This window comes from Tenacibaculum halocynthiae, from assembly GCF_964512825.1.
Lineage (GTDB): Bacteria > Bacteroidota > Bacteroidia > Flavobacteriales > Flavobacteriaceae > Polaribacter > Polaribacter halocynthiae.
Genome location: NZ_CAZELG010000028.1, coordinates 447,107 through 465,224 on the forward strand (window position 1 = coordinate 447,107; position 18,118 = coordinate 465,224).

Genomic DNA, 18,118 nt, shown 5'->3' on the forward strand with positions numbered 1-18,118 from the left:
GAGCATAAAAAAAGGCAAGCTACCTACATCACACTGCTCAACCTAATACCCTTGCTGCGTTCCCGCCCTGGGGGATTCAAAGGGAGCTAGTTGTGTAGGACTTGCCGAGGCAAATCTACATCCTTTTTTTTATAAAAAATAATAAAATTTGCATAAAATTTATGTAACATTTCTAAGGTTTTGAATACTAATGAATTGTTACTATACTTTTTTACTTTTAAAACACATAGTATTAAAGTGTATAAGAAAATAATATATTTGTATAACTAACTAAATTCACACAATGGAAAATCAAGCAAACAGTAAAAGTATTATCATCAACAATGGTTTAATTCTAGGAGCATCTAGTGTTTTATTAAGTTTAACTATGTATGCCTTAGGAAAACATTTAAATCCACACTGGTCACTATCTATAGTTTCTATGCTTATAACCATTACATTAATTGTTTTAGGAATAAAAAAATATAGAGCTATCAACAACGACCTAATTACATGGGGACAGTCTGTAAAGATCGGTGTTGGTATAACTGTATTAGCAGCATTAGTAAGTGTTATTTATAACTATATTTTTGTTTCTTTTATTGAACCTGATTTTATGACTCAAATGATGGAAGTTCAAAATCAAAAAATGTTAGACGGAGGAATGTCTGAGGAACAAATTGAAGCTGCGAATGAAATGAGTCAAAAACTTAGTTCTCCTTTAATTGGTGCAGCTATGGGAATAATAGGTTCAGCTGTCCTTGGATTTATAATTTCTGCAATAGCAGGAGCTATTATGAAAAAAACAGAAGAAAACGAATATTAGTACTTGTTAAAGTTTAAATACAAATTAACAGTTATTGTGAGTAATAAATTGCTACTTACTTTGTAACTTTACAACTTAATAAACTTTGTATTTAAAAAGCATGAATATATCGGTAGTAATACCACTTCTTAACGAAGAAGAATCTTTACAAGAATTACATGATTGGATTGCAAACACCATGCAATCCAATCAATTTTTGTATGAAATTATTTTTATTGATGATGGAAGTACTGATACATCTTGGAAAGTAATTGAAGAGTTATCATTAAAAAACAAATCTGTTAAAGGAATTCGCTTTCAACGAAACTACGGAAAATCACAAGCATTAGACGCTGGTTTTAATATAGCGCAAGGTGAAGTTGTAATTACAATGGACGCTGACTTACAAGATAGTCCTGATGAGATCCCTGGCCTATACAACTTAATTACCAATGAAAAATATGATTTAGTTTCTGGTTGGAAAAAGAAACGTTATGATAATGTTATAACCAAAAACATTCCTTCAAAATTATTTAATTGGGCTGCTCGTAAAACCTCAGGCTTAAAACTTCATGATTTTAATTGTGGACTAAAAGCTTACAAAAATGAAGTTGTAAAAACGGTTAAAGTTAGTGGTGAAATGCATCGATACATTCCTGTTTTAGCAAAAAATGAAGGTTTTTCTAATATTGGTGAAAAAGTAGTTCAACATCAGGCAAGAAAATATGGAGTTACAAAATTTGGAATAGATCGTTTTGTTAACGGTTTTTTAGATTTGATTACTATCTCTTTTCTTTCTAAATTTGGAAAAAGACCTATGCATTTCTTTGGCCTATGGGGTACATTAATGTTTTTATTTGGTTTTTTATCTGCTTTTTTCATTGGAGCTATGAAATTATATAGAGTTTCTGCTGGTATAAAAACAATTTTAGTCACAAGTAATCCTTGGTTTTATATTGCTTTAACATCTATGGTTTTAGGTACCTTATTATTTTTAGCAGGTTTCCTTGGTGAACTTATTATAAAAAGTGGTGAACATCAAAAACATTATACGATAAAAGAACAGCTAAATCTTTAAAGTTGTAGCTTTGTAAACTTTTTAAATTTATCTATGGAAGATATAATAAATAAAGCCAAAATGTGGCTTTCTGAGATTTTCGATGCAGAAACAAGACAAGAAATTCAAGAATTAATAACTACTAACTCTGAAGATTTATCTGATCGTTTTTATAAAAACTTAGAGTTTGGAACTGGAGGAATGCGAGGAATTGTTGGTGCCGGCACAAATAGAATTAATAAATATACCTTAGGTAAAGCTACCCAAGGGTTAAGTAATTATTTACATAAAACTACTTCTAAAAAAGAATTAAAGGTAGCAATTGGGTATGACTGTAGGCATGATAGTAAATGGTTAGCAAAAATTGTTGCTGATGTATTATCTGCTAATAATATACAGGTTTTCATTTTTGAAGACTTACGCCCTACTCCAGAATTATCTTTTGCTGTAAATCATTTAGGATGTGATGTAGGAATTGTACTTACTGCTTCTCATAATCCACCTGAATACAATGGTTATAAAGTATATTGGACCGATGGTGGCCAAATAGTGCCTCCTCAAGATCACGGAATCATTGACAACGTTAATTCATTAAATTATTCTGATATTAATTTTAATGCGAAAGAAAATTTAATAACCACAATAGGAAAAGAAGTTGATGAAGCTTTTTGGCAAGCCTCATTACAAAATGGTACTTTTAATGTAAAAGGAAGAAAAGATTTAAAAATAGTTTTTACTTCTTTACATGGTACTTCTATTAAATTAATCCCTGAAGTTTTAAAAAGAGCTGGATACACACAGGTTCATATTGTTGAAGAACAAGCTGAACCAGATGGAAGCTTTCCTACTGTTAAATCACCTAACCCAGAAGAGCCAGAAGCTTTACAGTTAGCTGTAGATTTAGCAAACAATTTAGATGCTGATATTGTTTTAGGAACTGATCCTGATTCTGATAGGATTGGTATTGCTGTTCGTGATTTAGAAGGGAACATGAAATTACTAAATGGTAATCAAACCATGAGTGTAATGACTGATTTTTTAATCAATGATTGGAAAAAACAAGGCAAATTAAATGGAAAACAATTTGTAGGTTCTACAATTGTATCAACAAATTTAGTTAATGAAATTGCTGATAGCTATGGTGTTGAAACCAAAGTTGGGTTAACTGGTTTTAAATGGATTGCAAAAATGATTAAAGATCACCCTAATCAAGAATTTATTGGTGGTGGTGAAGAAAGTTTTGGTTACATGGTAGGTGATTTTGTTAGAGATAAAGATGCAGTAACCTCTGCCCTACTTGCATGTGAAATTGCCAGTGAAGCAAAAAATAATGGTAGCTCATTTTACCATGAATTACTTCAACTTTACACTAAACATCATTTTTATAAAGAACATTTAATTTCTTTAGTTAAAAAAGGAATGGATGGTGCACAACAAATCAAACAAATGATGGTTGATTTACGTAACAATCCATTAACTGAAATAGATGGAGTACAAGTAAAATATTTATTTGACTATCATACTTCAATACAGAAAAACATAATTACTGGTGAAGAAACTAAAATTGAGATACCTAAGTCAAATGTTTTAATCTATGAAACCATAGATGGTTCAAAAATTGCGGCTAGACCAAGTGGAACTGAACCAAAAATTAAATTTTACATTAGTGTAAAAATAGGTTTATCTAAAATTGAAGATGCGAAAAACACAGAAGCTACTTTAGATGAGAAAATTAAACGAATTATTAAAGATTTAAAGTTATAGATGAATATAACTATTGTACATTATAATATTATTCCTGTAACTCATTATGGAGGTACTGAAAGGGTTATCTGGTATCTAGGTAAAGAACTTAGCTTATTAGGGCATAATGTAACCTATTTAGTAGAAAAAGGTTCTCAATGTAATTTTGCTACAATAAAAAATATTGATCATAGTGTAAATATTTGGGCTCAAATTCCTGAAAACACTGATGTTATTCATTTTCAACATCAACCAGGAGATATTGAAAGGGCAAAACATCCTTATGTTGTTACTATGCATGGTAATGCAAACAAAGATGCTTTTATTGATAATAATACAGTTTTTGTTTCAAAAAACCATGCTGAAAGATATAGTGCAAGTACGTATGTTTATAATGGATTGGATTGGGACGATTATCTAAATCCTACTTTCTCTAAAGAAAATTATTTTCATTTTTTAGCTAAAGCAGCTTGGAGAATAAAAAATGTAAAAGGAGCAATAAACGTTGTAAAAAAAGCTAAGAATGAACATTTAAAAGTTTTGGGCGGTGATCGTTTCAACTTTAAAATGGGAATGCGATTTACTCTTACTCCTAAAGCTTCATTTTATGGAATGGTAGGTGGTAAAGAAAAAAATCAACTACTTAATAAATCTAAAGGATTAATATTCCCTGTTCTTTGGCATGAACCTTTTGGTTTAGCTATTATTGAAAGTTTATATTATGGTTGCCCAGTTTTTGCAACTCCTTACGGATCTTTAAATGAGTTAATAAATAAGGATGTAGGATACCTTTCTAATAATCGTAAAGAACTAACTCATGCTATTAAAAATATTGGTAATTATTCTCAAAAGAGTTGTAATGAGTATGCTATTGAGAATTTTAATGCCAAAAAAATGGCTTTATCATATATAGAAGTATATCATAAAGTAGCTAATGGTAATCTTTTACATACTCAAAAACCAAAAATAAAAAATATTCAAACCAAAAAGTTTTTAGATTGGTTTGAATAATTAGTTAACTATATATGAATGATTTAAAAAAAGTCATACGATTTATTTTCCCTTATAAAAGACTTCTAATATTAAATATTATCTGCAATGTCTTTTATGCTCTTTTTAGTACATTAAGTTTTGTTGCTTTTATACCCATGTTGGATATTTTATTTAAAAGTAATAAAAGAGTCTATGTTAAACCTGTATATGAAGGATTAACAAATAATTTTAAATTATATTTAGAAAACAGTTTAAATTATTTTGTTACGCAACAAATCGAAAATGGTAATAATGGTGAAATTGTTGTTTTAGGGTACGTGTGTATAATAATAATTTTTCTTTTTCTTTTAAAAAATATTGCAAACTATGCTTCTTTATACTTCATGGCTATTATTAGAAATGGTGTAATTAAAGACATGAGAAATGAAGTTTATTTAAAAGTAATTAGCTTACCTATTTCTTTTTTTACTGAAAAAAGAAAAGGTGATGTGATGTCTAGAATAACAAATGATGTAGGAGAAGTTCAATGGTCATTTTTAAGTGTTTTAGAAATGCTTGTTAAACAACCTTTAATTATTATTTTCACTTTATCAATGATGTTTGCGATAAGTCCTCAACTAACATTATTTATTTTTATTTTCATTCCTTTATCAGGGTTAATAATTGCCTTCATTGGTAAAAAACTAAGAGCTTCTTCTGATCAAGTGCAAAGAGAAAACGGTCAGTTTTTATCACATGTTGAAGAAACATTATCTGGTTTGAAAATAATAAAAGGATTTGTTGCTGAATCTATTTTTAAAAATAGGTTTTTTAAAACTTCTGATAAAATTTTTAAACATTCAAATAAATTAATGTTTAGACAAAATTTGGCGACTCCACTTAGTGAAGTATTGGGTATTACTGTTATAGTTGTAGTTTTATGGTATGGAGGTAAAATGGTATTAATAGATAAGTCAATGACAGGTGGAACTTTTATTGGATTCATGGCTTTAGCTTATAATATTTTAACTCCTGCAAAAAACATATCAAATGCTATGTACAGCATTAAAAGAGCTGGAGCCTCAATAGATAGAATATTAGAAATATTAAATAAGAAAAATCCAATAACTGATAAAAAAGATGCAATCACTAAGGATGATTTCAATTCTGAAATTAAAATTGACAATATTTCCTTTAAATATAAAAATGATTATGTTTTAAAAGATTTTTCTTTAACTATTCCTAAAGGAAAAACTGTAGCTTTAGTTGGACAATCAGGAAGTGGAAAATCTACTTTAACAAATATTATTCCTCGTTTTTATGACATTGATAAAGGAAGTATTACTGTAGATGGCTTAAACATTAAAGATGTCACAAAAAATTCTTTACGTAGTTTAATAGGTATCGTTACTCAAGATTCAATATTATTCAATGACAGCGTTGCAAATAACATCTCTTTAGGTAGCCCAGATGCAACTCCAGAAGAAATACAAAAAGCTTCAAAAATTGCCAACGCTCACGAGTTTATAAAAGATTTACCCGAGCAATATAACACCAATATTGGTGATGGAGGTGGTAACTTATCTGGTGGTCAAAAGCAACGTTTATCAATAGCTAGGGCGGTTTTGAAAAACCCTCCAATAATGATTTTAGATGAAGCTACTTCTGCTTTAGATACAGAGTCAGAAAAGTTAGTACAAGATGATCTAGATAATATGATGAAAAACAGAACTTCTATTGTTGTTGCTCACAGATTATCTACTATTCAAAACGCTGATTTAATAGTGGTGATGAAAAAAGGTAAAATAATGGAGCAAGGAAATCATGAGGAATTGCTAGCTAAAAAAGGTGAATACTTTAAATTAATAACCATGCAATCATTTCAGTAAAATGGGATTTCTTAAAAATATTAAGCGTCAAAAATTTTATTATTATATAACAAATATTTTTAGATACATAACTCCAAATTTTATTTTTAGATTTCAATTAAATAAATGGTTGAAAGTTGAAAATGATGAACTAAAAAAGCGTTTAGAATATTACATATCTCCCTCAGTTACTTCTTCTACTAATAAAAACGAATGGACATCATTAAAAGATTTTAAACTTCCTAAAAAAGGAAGTTTATATTTTTTCGACTTAGTAAAGTTTACAAAGTATTTTTCAGTAAAAAATAAAATTAAATTCAAGTTTGGAGATGTTACTGAGAATTTTGATCAACCAACAATTGTTAAAAGTCGTCCTATAAATCATAATGGTAATTCTGTTTTAATGAAATTGGATTCTTTAAGACACTTTCATTTTATTACTGATAATAAGCAGTTTCATGAAAAAAATGATATGGTTGTTTGGAGAGGTGAAATTCATAAAGAAAACAGACGGTTATTAGTTGAGAAATTCCATAATCATTCATTATGTAATATTGGAGAAGTTAGTAAGAATGAACATTATCCTTTAGCATGGAAAAAAGAGTATTTAAGTATAAACCAGCAATTAGATTATAAATTCATTTTATCTATAGAAGGTATTGATGTTGCTACAAACTTAAAGTGGATTATGTCTTCTAATTCACTTTGCTTCATGCCTACTCCCATATTTGAAACTTGGTATATGGAAGGTAAATTAATACCTAACCATCATTATGTACATATTAAAGATGATTATTCTGATCTCTTAGAAAAAAGAGATTATTATCTTAATAATGTAAATGAAGCTTTAAATATTATAAAAAATGCAAATGATTGGGTAAAACAATTTGAAAACCCTACTTCAGAAAAACAACTTTCTTTATTAGTTTTAAATAATTATTTTAAACAAACTAGCTAGAATTAGATTAATTCTAGCCCTAGTTTTTTACCTTTTTCGATCATAAACTCATAACAAGCTTCATATTCATTAGGTATTTCACCTTCTAAAATAGCTTCTTTTATAGCTTCTTTTATTTGACCAATCTCTCTACACGGTTTTAAATTAAAGGCTTTCATAATCTCTTCTCCTGTTATTGGAGGTTGAAAATTACGAACTCTATCTCGTTCTTCAACTTCTTTTATTTTTTTACGAACAATTTCAAAATTTTTATGATAACGTTTAAATTTTTTCGGGTTTTTCGTTGTTATATCTGCCTCACAAAGAGTCATTAAACTATCAACATCTTCTCCTGAATCAAAAACTAAACGACGAACAGCTGAATCTGTTACTTCAGAAGCAAGTACTATAGGCCTTGAGCTTAATAACACCATTTTTTGCACAAATTTCATTTTGTTGTTTAATGGCATTCTCAAGCGCTTAAATAATTTATACACCATCTTTGAACCAACAAATTCATGAGAATGAAATGTCCAACCTATTCTCGGATGATATTTTTTTGTAGGAGCTTTTCCTATATCATGCAATAAAGCTGCCCAACGCAACCAAACATCATTCGTTTTTAATGAAATATTGTCCACCACTTCTAATGTGTGATAAAAATTATCTTTATGCTTCTGTCCTTCCACTTCCTCAACCCCTTTAAGATCAATTAATTCAGGAATAATACGCTTAAGTAATTTCGTTTTTTCTAATAATAAAAAACCAATAGATGGTTTATACGATTCTAGAATTTTATTTAACTCCACTATAATTCTTTCACGAGTAATAATATCTATTCTGTCAGCGTTATTTGTAATCGCATCTAACGACTTTTCTTCTATTTTAAATCCTAATTGACTTGCAAACCTAACCGCCCTCATCATTCTTAATGGATCATCTGAATACGTAATATCAGGGCTTAAGGGGGTTTTTATTACTTTATTTTTTAAATCATCTATCCCATTAAAAGGATCTAATAACAATCCAAAACTATCTTCATTTAAACTTAATGCTAAGGCATTTATTGTAAAATCTCTTCTATTTTGATCATCTACTAAAGTACCTTTCGATATTGTTGGATTCCTACTTTCTTCAGTGTATGATTCTTTTCTTGCTCCTACGAACTCAATTTCTACATCTTGAAATCGTAACATAGCAGTTCCGTAGGTTTTAAAAACCTGAACTTTTGGTTTAGTAGGCAATAAAGATGCTACTTTTTCTGCTAATTCAATACCACTACCAATAGCTACAATATCAATATCTTTAGCTGTTCCTCTTTGTAAAATATGGTCACGAACAAACCCACCAATTACATAACTTTCTAATCCTAACTCCTTAGCAGCTTTTGATATATAATGAAATATTTCGGCAGAAATTGCCTCTTTATAGTATTGTTTTTGCATAGTCATTCTCTCCTATCTGTACTTGATGTATTTAACAAGTTTATGTTAGCAAATTTACCATAAAATATACTATACAAAAATTGATTTTGCTATTTCTTAAATAGTATACCTATAAAAATTATAAAATATGTATTTTTACAAGCTATCATATTTAGATTTTGAATCAAAGATTTTATGTTAAACTTAAATAATCAATCTGTTTTAATTACAGGCGGTACAGGCTCATTTGGTAAAATGTTTACTAAATTAATTTTAACTAGATTTCCTAATGTAAAACGTCTTGTAATTTTTTCTAGAGACGAACAAAAACATTTTCAAATGGCTCAGGAGTTTTCTGAAACAGAATTCCCTCAAATTCGCTATTTCATAGGAGATGTAAGAGATGTAAAACGTTTAGAAAGTGCTTTTGAAGATATAGATATTGTTATTCACGCAGCAGCTATGAAACATGTTCACTTGGCTGAGTACAATCCTATGGAATGTGTGAAAACAAATATTAATGGTGCAGAAAATGTTATTGATGCTGCTTTAAAATGTGGAGTAAAAAACGTCGTTGCATTATCTACTGATAAAGCTGCAGCTCCAATTAATTTATATGGAGCTACAAAGCTAGCTTCAGATAAGTTATTTATTGCTGCTAACAATATAAAAGGAAAAAGAAATATTAAATTTTCAGTTGTAAGATATGGAAATGTAATGGGGTCTAATGGTTCTGTGATGCCTTTTTTCTTGAATAAGAAAAAAAGTGGCGCTGCATTTTTACCTATTACTGATGCAAATATGACTCGCTTTAATATATCTTTAGAAGATGGATGTGAAATGGTATTTTATGCTATTGAAAAAGCTTGGGGAGGAGAAGTTTTTGTGCCAAAAATCCCATCTTATAACATAGTAGATGTTGCCACAGCTATTGCTCCTGAATTGGAACAAAAAATAGTGGGTATTCGTCCAGGTGAAAAATTACACGAAGAAATGATAACAGCTTCTGATTCTTTTACCACCTTAGATTTGGGTAAATACTATGCTATTTTACCTCAAAATTCTCCATACTCGACCTATACAAAAGAAGAATATCAAAATGCTTTTAGTGGAACTCCAGTTCCACAAGGTTTTTCTTATGATTCACATAATAATACTGAATGGGAAACTGTTGAAAGCTTAAGAGCTCTAGTAAAAAAACATGTAGATCCTAATTTCAAAATATAATTATGGCTTTTAAAATTCCTTACGGACGTCAAAATATAGAACAAGATGATATTAACGCAGTTCTAAAAACTTTACAAGCTGATTTCCTTACTCAAGGTCCAAAAGTTAAAGAGTTTGAAGAAAAGTTTGCTGCTTATGTAGGAGCTAACTATGCTTTAGCCGTAAATAATGCTACATCTGGCTTACATTTATCTGTTTTAGCAATGGGGTTAAAAGAAGGTGAAAGGGTTATTACAACTCCAATTACTTTCGCTGCTTCTGCAAATTGTATTCGTTTTGCGAATGGTGAAGTTTGGTTTGCTGATATTGATCCTGATACATATTTGTTATCTATTGAAAGTACTCGCAAACTAATTGAGAGTAAGCCTAAAGGTTTTTTTAAAGGTATAATTCCTGTAGATTTTGCAGGTTTACCTATTAACTTAGAAGCTTTCAGAGAATTAGCAGATGAGCATAACTTATGGATTATTGAAGATGCATGCCATGCTCCAGGAGGATACTTTACAGACTCTAAAAACACAATAAATAATTGTGGAAATGGAAATTATGCTGACATTGGAGTTTTTTCTTTTCACCCAGTGAAGCATATTGCTTGTGGTGAAGGTGGAATGTTAACAACAAATTCTAAAGAAATTTACACAAAACTTTCCCTCTTAAGAACCCATGGTATCACAAAAGAAAATATGATTGAAAATCATGGTGGATGGTATTATGAAATGCAAGAATTAGGTTTTAATTATAGATTAACAGATTTTCAATCTGCATTAGGAATAACTCAATTAGCAAAAAATAATAAAGGAGTTCAAAGAAGAAACGAAATTTCTAATAATTATAAAAAAGCTTTTCAAGGAAAAATTAAGTTCCAAAGTTTACCTAAAGGTACTTATAATGCTCATCATTTATTTGTAATAGAAACAGAAAATAGAAAAGATTTATACGACTTTTTAAGAAGTCATAATATTTTTGCTCAAATTCACTATATCCCTGTTCATAAACTACCATACTATCAAAATATAGGATATAGTAATGCTAACTTAGTAAATGCTGAAAACTATTATTCAAAATGCATTAGTTTACCTATGTATCCAAGCTTAAGTAATGAGGAACAAAAATTTGTGATTGATAAGGTTTTAGAATTTATAAATTAAACACTATTTTTTTTGACTAAAAAAAAACTAATATTAGGTACTGTTCAATTTGGATTAAATTATGGTGTAAACAACACCAAAGGAAAACCATCATCAGAAAATATTAAAAATATTTTAGATACTGCTTATAATAATGGTATATATTTATTAGATACTGCTGAGGCTTATGGTGATTCTCAAGAGAAGATTGGAGAGTACCATCTAAATTCTTCTAATAAATTTGAAATAATCACTAAGTTTAGTGCTACTGTTAAAAACTTACCTTTTAATATTACGGAACGCATTAAAAAAAATATAGCAACTTTACAAGTAAACAATTTATACTGCTATATGTTTCATTCTTTTAAAGATTTTGACTCCTATTTTAAACCTTTCCAAAAAGATTTATCTTCTCTAAAAAAAGAAGGAATTATAAAAAAAATAGGGGTTTCATTATATACAAATGAAGAGTTTGAAAAAGTTTTAGAATTTGATGATATAGATTTAATTCAATTACCCTTTAATTTGTTAGATAACACAACAAAAAGAGGCGAAATTTTAAGTAAAGCTGTAAAAAAAGGAATAGAAATTCATACAAGATCTGTTTTTTTACAAGGTTTGTTTTTTAAAAAAACAACTGATTTAAGTGGTAATTTAAAGCCATTAAACAAAAATTTTGATAAACTACATAATCTTTGTTCAGATAATTATAAGATGAATGACTTAGCATTAAACTATGTACATAGCCAAGAAAAAATTGACAAAGTTTTAATTGGTGTTGATACAGTTGATCAATTATTAGATAATTTATCTTCAATTAAAAAAGAAATCTCAAGCGACAGAATTGAAGAAATAAACAATATTAATGTAGAACAAAATGAATTGCTGAATCCTTCAAATTGGAAATTATGAAAATAGTTATTATAACGCAAGCTAGAACTGGTTCAACAAGGCTACCTAACAAAGTTTTAAAAAAAATAGCAAATAAAACATTGTTAGAAATTCATCTAGAAAGAATATTACAAAGTAAATTAGCTACACATATTATTGTTGCAACAACCAATAAAATAGAAGACAATTTAATTGAAGAAGAGTCAAAAAAAAAGAATGTAATTTGTTCAAGAGGGTCTGAAAACGATGTGTTAGATCGTTTTTATCAAGCTGTAAAAAAATTGAACCCAGACTATATTGTCCGTGTAACTTCTGATTGTCCTCTACTCGACCCTCAATTAATAGATACAGTTATAAAAACTACAATAGATAAGAAGGTTGATTATTGTTCTAATGTTCAAGAAGAAACTTTCCCTGATGGGCAGGATATTGAAGTTTTCACTTATAAAGCATTAGAACTAGCATGGAAAAATGCTAAATTAATATCCGAAAGAGAACATGTTACTCCTTATATAAGAAATAACTCTTCTTTTTTTAATCAAGAACTATTTACTGCTTATAATTATTCCTCAAGCCATTTAAAATATAAAAATGTTAGAATGACTGTAGATGAACCTAAAGACTATGAAGTTGTTAGTAGCTTAATCAACTCTTTAGGAATTGATAAAGGTTGGAAAGAATATGCAGAATTATATTTAAATGATACTAACATATCTGATTTAAACAGTACCATTAATAGAAATGAAGGGTATAAAAAATCATTAAAAAAAGATTAAAATGAATACAGGTCAAAATTTATACAAAAAAGCTAAGAAATTAATCCCTGGGGGTACTATGTTACTTTCTAAAAGGCCAGAAATGTTCTTACCGGAAAAATGGCCTTCTTATTATTCTAAAGCCAAAGGTTGTCATGTATGGGATTTAGATAATAATAAATATACTGATGTTTCAATTATGGGTATTGGAACAAATATTTTAGGGTATGGTAATAAAGAAATAGATGAAGTTGTTTCTAATGTAGTTAAAACTGGAAACATGTCTACTTTTAATTGTCCTGAAGAAGTTTATTTAGCTGAAAAGCTTATTGAAATGAACCCTTGGGCTGATATGGTACGTTTTGCACGTTCTGGAGGAGAAGCTAATGCTATTGCAATTAGAATTGCTCGTGCTGCTAGTGGTAAAGACAAAGTTGCTATATGTGGTTATCATGGATGGCATGATTGGTATTTATCTACAAATTTAGGAAATGATGAAGGTTTAGATCAACATTTATTACCTGGATTAGATCCTGCCGGTGTTCCAAATCATTTAAAAGGAAGTACTTTACCTTTTTTATACAATAACTACGAAGAGCTTGAAAACTTGGTAAAAAACCATGATATAGGAGTTATTAAAATGGAAGTACAACGTAATCATGCACCAAAAGAAGGTTACCTTCAAAAGGTACGGAAACTAGCTACCGACCATAATATTGTTCTAATTTTTGATGAATGCACTTCAGGATTTAGAGAAACTTATGGTCCTATTTTCAAAAAATATGGAGTTGAACCTGATATGACTGTCTTTGGTAAAACAATAGCTAATGGATATGCATTAACTGCTGTAGTGGGTAAAAGAGAAGTAATGGAAGCCGCACAAAATACGTTTATCAGTTCTACTTTTTGGACAGAAAGAATAGGTCCTGCTGCTGCTTTAAAAACATTAGAGATTATGGAAAAAGAACAGCCTTGGGACTATATTACTGAAATGGGAAACTATATAAAAGAGCAATGGAATAGTATAGCTTCTAACAATGATTTAGAAATAAATACTTTTGGTATACCAGCCTTAGCTGGGTTTTCTTTTACTTCTAAAGATGCTTTAAAATATAAAACTTTTATTACGCAAGAATTATTAAAAAAAGGATACTTAGCTTCAACTGTTTTGTACAGTTGTACTGCGCATACTAAACCTATTATAAATGCATACTTAGATGAATTAAATACTGTTTTTCAAACCATTGAAAAATGTGAGAAAGGAGCTTTAAAAATTGACAACTTATTAGAAAGTCCAATTTGTCATGGTGGTTTTAAAAGGTTAAATTAAAAATGAATCAAAAAAAACTTCTTTTTAGAGCTGATGGTAACTCAATAATTGGGTTAGGTCATTTATATCGACTTTTTGCCTTAGTTGAACTTTATAAAGAGAAAAATGATTTTATCTTTATAACTAAAGAGAGTTCTACTTTAAAAGTAATTCCTAAAGACTATTCAATTGAAACTATTTCTAATACTATTGATTTAATTGAAGAACCATATATTTTGTCAACAAAATACTCTCCTAAAGAATATATAGTTATAATAGATGGGTATCAATTTACATCTGAATATCAAAGAAAATTAAAATCATTAGGATATATTATTATATATATTGATGATTTAATTACAAATCATCAATATGCAGATGTAGTTATAAATCACTCTGAAGGCATAGAATCTAAGAAATATATTACTGAAAACTATACTGAATTAGCTTTAGGTACTAAATATGCTATATTAAGACCTTCTTTTTTAGAAGCAACAAAAAATAAAAGAATTATTAATACCATAAATACCGTTTTTGTATGTTTTGGAGGTGCTGATATGTATGATTTAAGCTATAAAGCTACAAAGGCGTTATTAAAATTTAATAAATTAAAAGAAATACATGTTTTATTAGGTGGTGCCTATAAGCATAATCAAATATTTAATTTACAAAAGAAGCATTCAAATATTCATATTTACCAAAACTTACAAGAAAAAGAAATTATATTAATAATGGAGAAGTGTAATTTAGCTATTGCTCCAGCAAGTACAACTTTATATGAATTATGTGCTATTCAAATGCCAATTTTATCAGGTTATTTTGTAGATAATCAATTAAATATTTATAATTCATTTACTAATAAAAAAGCGGTATATCCTGGAGGAGATTTTTCAAAATATGAAGAAGAAAACTTTTTTAAAGCTATTGAAAAAATTCTTAAAATTAATGATTATAATTCTTCCTTAAAAATTCAACAAAAATTATTTGACAGTAAAATTAGTAACCGCTTTTTTGAATTATTAAACTATGTTCAAATATCAACTAGAAAAGCTTCTAAAGATGATATGTTAAATGTTTATAATTGGTCAAATGATCCATTAGTAAGAAAAAACTCTTATAATTCTAATCCCATAACTTTAGAAAATCATGAAAAATGGTTCGAATCTAAAATAAATGATAAGAATAACATCTTCCATATTATAGAGTACAACTCCTCTCCTGCTGGTATGGTTCGATATGAAGTTAAAGAAGAATACACAGTTGTAGGAATTACAATAGCAAAAAAATATAGAGGGAAAAAACTAGCTCATTTATTTTTAAAAAAATCGGCTAAAGAGTACTTCAAAGTATTAAAAAAACCTATTCTTGCTCACATAAAAAAAGAAAATATTGCTTCCGTTAAATCTTTTGAAAAATCTGGTTATAAATCTTATAAAGAAGAACAATATAACGGAATAAATAGTTTTATATATAAATTAGAAAAAAATGATTACATCAGATAAATGTTTTATAATTGCTGAATTATCAGCAAACCATAATGGTAGTAAAGAAATTGCTATAGAAACTATTAGAGCAGCTAAAAGAACTGGTGCAGATGCTATTAAGTTTCAAACTTATACTGCAGATACAATTACTTTAAATTCTAAGAAAGATGATTTCAAATTAAAACAAGGAACCATTTGGGATGGAATGTTTTTACATGATTTATATAAACAAGCCTATACTCCATGGGAATGGTTTGAAGATCTATACAAAGTTGCTAGAGAAGAAGGTTTGATAGTCTTTTCGTCTCCTTTTGATAAAACAGCAGTTGATTTATTAGAGTCTTTAGATAATCCTATTTATAAAATTGCTTCTTTTGAAATTACTGATATTCCATTAATTGAATATTGTGCAAAAACAATGAAGCCTATCATTATTTCAACTGGAATAGCAACAGATGAAGATATTGAACTAGCTGTTAAAACATGTAGAGATGTTGGAAATAATGATATTACCTTATTAAAATGTACATCATCTTATCCAGCTCCTATTGAAGAAGCTAATCTTGTAATGATTAAAGATTTAAAAAAACGTTTTAATGTAAAATCTGGGCTTTCTGATCATACAATGGGTATTGTTACTCCTGTAGTTGCTGTAACTTTAGGTGCTACGGTTATTGAAAAACATTTTATTTTAAACAAAGAAATTGGAGGTCCTGATGCTTCATTTTCTTTAGATGAAACAGAGTTTACTCAAATGGTAAGTGCTGTTAGAGCTGCTGAAAAAGCTAGTGGAAGAATAAGTTACCAATTAACAGAAAAAATGAAAAATGGTAGAGAGTTTTCTCGTTCATTATATATTTGTAAAGATGTTAAAAAGGGAGAATTTATTTCTGAAGAAAACGTAAGGTCTATTCGACCTGGTTTTGGACTACATCCAAAATACTATAATGATATTTTAGGAAAAAAACTTTTATTCGATCTTGAAAAGGGAACTCCTTTAGATCTAAACCATATAGAAAAAAACTAAGCTCTTAAAGTTATTACCGAACCATCTTTTCCTATTTTTAAAATAGTAGATGGTTTGGTATCCTTTTGTTTCTCATATAAATGGCTAACTATAAAATCAGTTTTTAGTTTAACCTCTTCAGAAATATCTTTGAAAACTTTAGGTGTATTTTCTCCACTAATATTAGCTGAAGTAGATACAATTGGTTTACCAAATTGACTAATTAATTTATGGCAAAATTCATCTTTTACAATCCTTATAGCTACTGAGTTATCTTCTTTGTTAATTATCTTCTCTGAAATTCCTTTTGAATCCTGATAAATTATAGTTGTTGGTTTTGTAGAATTTTTTATAATTTTTATAACTTCCTCAGGAACAAAAACATACTCTTTTAACATTTCTAAAGAATTGACAAGTACTATTAAACTCTTAGATTCTTTTCTTTTTTTTATTTTATAAATTTCACTTACTGCTTTGTCATTTGTTGCATCACAACCTAACCCCCAAACAGTATCAGTTGGATATAAAATAGTTTTTCCTTCTAAAAGAATTTCACTTACTTTATTAATATATGTGTACTCTATATTTGTTTCCAATCTTTCTTTATTGAGTTTGCTATTTTAACATCTATTCTATCACTAACTGAAACTACTTCATTTCCAAGTAAATTTGCATATAAACCTGTTGATGAAACATAATTATATATCGTAATGTTTTTATTAAAAAACAACAACTCTTCTAAAATTACATTACTACCTAACTCTTTAAATTCTATATCACTATTTTTAAAAAATACATTCTTTATTTCTAAAATTTCTGCTTGATTTTTAATTCTTAATTGCTCAGGATGAAATTTAAAAAACACCTTAGTTTGATTAGTAATTATTAAATGTTTAATAATTATTTCTAATAATTTTATGCTTTCCTCTTGAGAAACCATATTATAAGGAACAATAGCATCAAAAACTAATATTATACAAGTACCAAACAAGTCTTTATCTTCATAATTTGGTTTAGTATAAGAGGCTTGTAAAACTTTTTTTTCTTTACAGTTTTTGAATGCTTTATCATTAATACAAAAAGCTTTTTTAAACTTCTTATTTGTATAATCTAGCATTCTCATTCTTTTACGTAACCCTGTTCTTCTTAAAAGGACATGTGATGCTATTTTAAATTTACTGTCTTTATAATTATACGCTAACAATCCTTCTTCTATATAATTATAAGATTTACAATTATCAATACTAAGGATTAAGTGTATTAATTTTTCTCTTGATTGAGGAATATAAAATTCAAAATCAAAATTTAAAATTTCTGACCACTTTATTTTTATACCATCTTCTGATTCTTTTAAAATTGGATCATAAGTAGGTATTTCATATAAAGTTACACCCTCAATTGGTCTAGGTAATTTATAATTTCTATAAGTCAAAAAAACTAAGTCTTCTTTTTTTAATTTTAATTGACTTATTACCATTTCAGAAACTAAAAAAGTTATGTGACTATGTATCCAAAAAACATGTTTCATATAAAC

Annotated in this window: 16 protein-coding genes and 1 other RNA gene; 13 read left to right on the plus strand and 4 right to left on the minus strand. The window is 28.3% G+C overall.

Features of this window, described 5'->3' with window-relative positions; translation table 11 throughout:
- Window positions 1-9 precede the first annotated feature (9 nt).
- An RNA gene (gene ffs / locus ACKTTQ_RS11275) (signal recognition particle sRNA small type) lies at window positions 10-107 on the minus strand.
- 176 nt (window positions 108-283) lie between these two features.
- On the opposite strand from ffs, the gene ACKTTQ_RS11280 reads away from it, so the two are divergent.
- From ACKTTQ_RS11280 to ACKTTQ_RS11305, 6 genes are all read left to right on the plus strand, one after another.
- On the plus strand, window positions 284-805 hold the full coding sequence (locus ACKTTQ_RS11280) for a DUF4199 domain-containing protein (RefSeq protein WP_093871042.1): 522 nt from the start codon (window positions 284-286) through the stop codon (window positions 803-805).
- A gap of 100 nt (window positions 806-905) precedes the next feature.
- Window positions 906-1,862 (plus strand): glycosyltransferase family 2 protein, encoded by a 957-nt coding sequence (locus ACKTTQ_RS11285; protein ID WP_408049260.1) that lies wholly within the window; start codon window positions 906-908, stop codon window positions 1,860-1,862.
- A 33-nt stretch (window positions 1,863-1,895) separates the two neighbouring features.
- Complete coding sequence (locus ACKTTQ_RS11290) at window positions 1,896-3,605, plus strand: phospho-sugar mutase (RefSeq protein WP_408049261.1); 1,710 nt, start codon at window positions 1,896-1,898, stop codon at window positions 3,603-3,605.
- Window positions 3,606-4,595, plus strand: a complete 990-nt coding sequence (locus tag ACKTTQ_RS11295; protein WP_093871039.1) for a glycosyltransferase — start codon at window positions 3,606-3,608, stop codon at window positions 4,593-4,595.
- Between the two features lie 14 nt (window positions 4,596-4,609).
- Window positions 4,610-6,445: an ABC transporter ATP-binding protein gene (locus tag ACKTTQ_RS11300; protein WP_093871038.1), complete on the plus strand. Its 1,836-nt coding sequence runs from the start codon at window positions 4,610-4,612 to the stop codon at window positions 6,443-6,445.
- Between the two features lies 1 nt (window position 6,446).
- The gene (locus ACKTTQ_RS11305) at window positions 6,447-7,382 is read left to right on the plus strand and encodes a glycosyl transferase family 90 (RefSeq protein WP_113787031.1); all 936 of its coding nucleotides are present in this window, start codon (window positions 6,447-6,449) and stop codon (window positions 7,380-7,382) included.
- A 2-nt stretch (window positions 7,383-7,384) separates the two neighbouring features.
- Here ACKTTQ_RS11305 and ACKTTQ_RS11310 read toward each other — a convergent pair whose 3' ends face one another.
- Complete coding sequence (locus ACKTTQ_RS11310; RefSeq protein WP_408049262.1) at window positions 7,385-8,806, minus strand: CCA tRNA nucleotidyltransferase; 1,422 nt, start codon at window positions 8,804-8,806, stop codon at window positions 7,385-7,387.
- A 174-nt stretch (window positions 8,807-8,980) separates the two neighbouring features.
- On the opposite strand from ACKTTQ_RS11310, the gene pseB reads away from it, so the two are divergent.
- The 7 genes from pseB to pseI are packed head-to-tail and all read left to right on the plus strand — an operon-like array spanning window position 8,981 to window position 16,605.
- Window positions 8,981-10,012: a UDP-N-acetylglucosamine 4,6-dehydratase (inverting) gene (pseB, locus tag ACKTTQ_RS11315; RefSeq protein WP_408049263.1), complete on the plus strand. Its 1,032-nt coding sequence runs from the start codon at window positions 8,981-8,983 to the stop codon at window positions 10,010-10,012.
- A gap of 2 nt (window positions 10,013-10,014) precedes the next feature.
- The gene (gene pseC / locus ACKTTQ_RS11320) at window positions 10,015-11,160 is read left to right on the plus strand and encodes a UDP-4-amino-4,6-dideoxy-N-acetyl-beta-L-altrosamine transaminase (RefSeq protein WP_299133619.1); all 1,146 of its coding nucleotides are present in this window, start codon (window positions 10,015-10,017) and stop codon (window positions 11,158-11,160) included.
- A gap of 12 nt (window positions 11,161-11,172) precedes the next feature.
- Window positions 11,173-12,051, plus strand: a complete 879-nt coding sequence (locus ACKTTQ_RS11325) for an aldo/keto reductase (protein ID WP_093871034.1) — start codon at window positions 11,173-11,175, stop codon at window positions 12,049-12,051.
- Window positions 12,048-12,806, plus strand: a complete 759-nt coding sequence (locus ACKTTQ_RS11330) for a cytidylyltransferase domain-containing protein (RefSeq protein ID WP_408049264.1) — start codon at window positions 12,048-12,050, stop codon at window positions 12,804-12,806. The genes ACKTTQ_RS11325 and ACKTTQ_RS11330 overlap by 4 nt, the downstream gene beginning before the upstream one ends.
- 1 nt (window position 12,807) lies before the next feature.
- Window positions 12,808-14,115, plus strand: coding sequence for an aminotransferase class III-fold pyridoxal phosphate-dependent enzyme (locus ACKTTQ_RS11335; RefSeq protein WP_299133614.1), 1,308 nt, complete (start codon window positions 12,808-12,810; stop codon window positions 14,113-14,115).
- A gap of 2 nt (window positions 14,116-14,117) precedes the next feature.
- Window positions 14,118-15,596 carry a UDP-2,4-diacetamido-2,4,6-trideoxy-beta-L-altropyranose hydrolase gene (gene pseG / locus ACKTTQ_RS11340; RefSeq protein ID WP_408049265.1) on the plus strand — a complete coding sequence of 493 codons (1,479 nt, stop codon included), beginning with the start codon at window positions 14,118-14,120 and terminating at the stop codon, window positions 15,594-15,596.
- On the plus strand, window positions 15,580-16,605 hold the full coding sequence (pseI, locus tag ACKTTQ_RS11345; RefSeq protein ID WP_408049266.1) for a pseudaminic acid synthase: 1,026 nt from the start codon (window positions 15,580-15,582) through the stop codon (window positions 16,603-16,605). The genes pseG and pseI overlap by 17 nt, the downstream gene beginning before the upstream one ends.
- Here pseI and ACKTTQ_RS11350 read toward each other — a convergent pair.
- Complete coding sequence (locus ACKTTQ_RS11350) at window positions 16,602-17,180, minus strand: L-threonylcarbamoyladenylate synthase (RefSeq protein WP_233487157.1); 579 nt, start codon at window positions 17,178-17,180, stop codon at window positions 16,602-16,604. The two genes, pseI and ACKTTQ_RS11350, sit on opposite strands and share 4 nt — an antisense overlap.
- Window positions 17,165-18,112 (minus strand): hypothetical protein, encoded by a 948-nt coding sequence (locus ACKTTQ_RS11355; protein ID WP_408049267.1) that lies wholly within the window; start codon window positions 18,110-18,112, stop codon window positions 17,165-17,167. The genes ACKTTQ_RS11350 and ACKTTQ_RS11355 overlap by 16 nt, the downstream gene beginning before the upstream one ends.
- Between the last annotated feature and the right edge of the window lie 6 nt (window positions 18,113-18,118).

Bases quoted from the DNA above. Each gene is read 5' to 3' on its own strand.
- ACKTTQ_RS11280 (WP_093871042.1), top strand. From the start codon at position 284: ATGGAAAATCAAGCAAACAGTAAAAGTATTATCATCAACAATGGTTTA.
- ACKTTQ_RS11285 (WP_408049260.1), top strand. From the start codon at position 906: ATGAATATATCGGTAGTAATACCACTTCTTAACGAAGAAGAATCTTTA.
- ACKTTQ_RS11290 (WP_408049261.1), top strand. From the start codon at position 1,896: ATGGAAGATATAATAAATAAAGCCAAAATGTGGCTTTCTGAGATTTTC.
- ACKTTQ_RS11295 (WP_093871039.1), top strand. From the start codon at position 3,606: ATGAATATAACTATTGTACATTATAATATTATTCCTGTAACTCATTAT.
- ACKTTQ_RS11300 (WP_093871038.1), top strand. From the start codon at position 4,610: ATGAATGATTTAAAAAAAGTCATACGATTTATTTTCCCTTATAAAAGA.
- ACKTTQ_RS11305 (WP_113787031.1), top strand. From the start codon at position 6,447: ATGGGATTTCTTAAAAATATTAAGCGTCAAAAATTTTATTATTATATA.
- ACKTTQ_RS11310 (WP_408049262.1), bottom strand. From the start codon at position 8,806: ATGCAAAAACAATACTATAAAGAGGCAATTTCTGCCGAAATATTTCAT.
- pseB (WP_408049263.1), top strand. From the start codon at position 8,981: ATGTTAAACTTAAATAATCAATCTGTTTTAATTACAGGCGGTACAGGC.
- pseC (WP_299133619.1), top strand. From the start codon at position 10,015: ATGGCTTTTAAAATTCCTTACGGACGTCAAAATATAGAACAAGATGAT.
- ACKTTQ_RS11330 (WP_408049264.1), top strand. From the start codon at position 12,048: ATGAAAATAGTTATTATAACGCAAGCTAGAACTGGTTCAACAAGGCTA.
- ACKTTQ_RS11335 (WP_299133614.1), top strand. From the start codon at position 12,808: ATGAATACAGGTCAAAATTTATACAAAAAAGCTAAGAAATTAATCCCT.
- pseG (WP_408049265.1), top strand. From the start codon at position 14,118: ATGAATCAAAAAAAACTTCTTTTTAGAGCTGATGGTAACTCAATAATT.
- pseI (WP_408049266.1), top strand. From the start codon at position 15,580: ATGATTACATCAGATAAATGTTTTATAATTGCTGAATTATCAGCAAAC.
- ACKTTQ_RS11355 (WP_408049267.1), bottom strand. From the start codon at position 18,112: ATGAAACATGTTTTTTGGATACATAGTCACATAACTTTTTTAGTTTCT.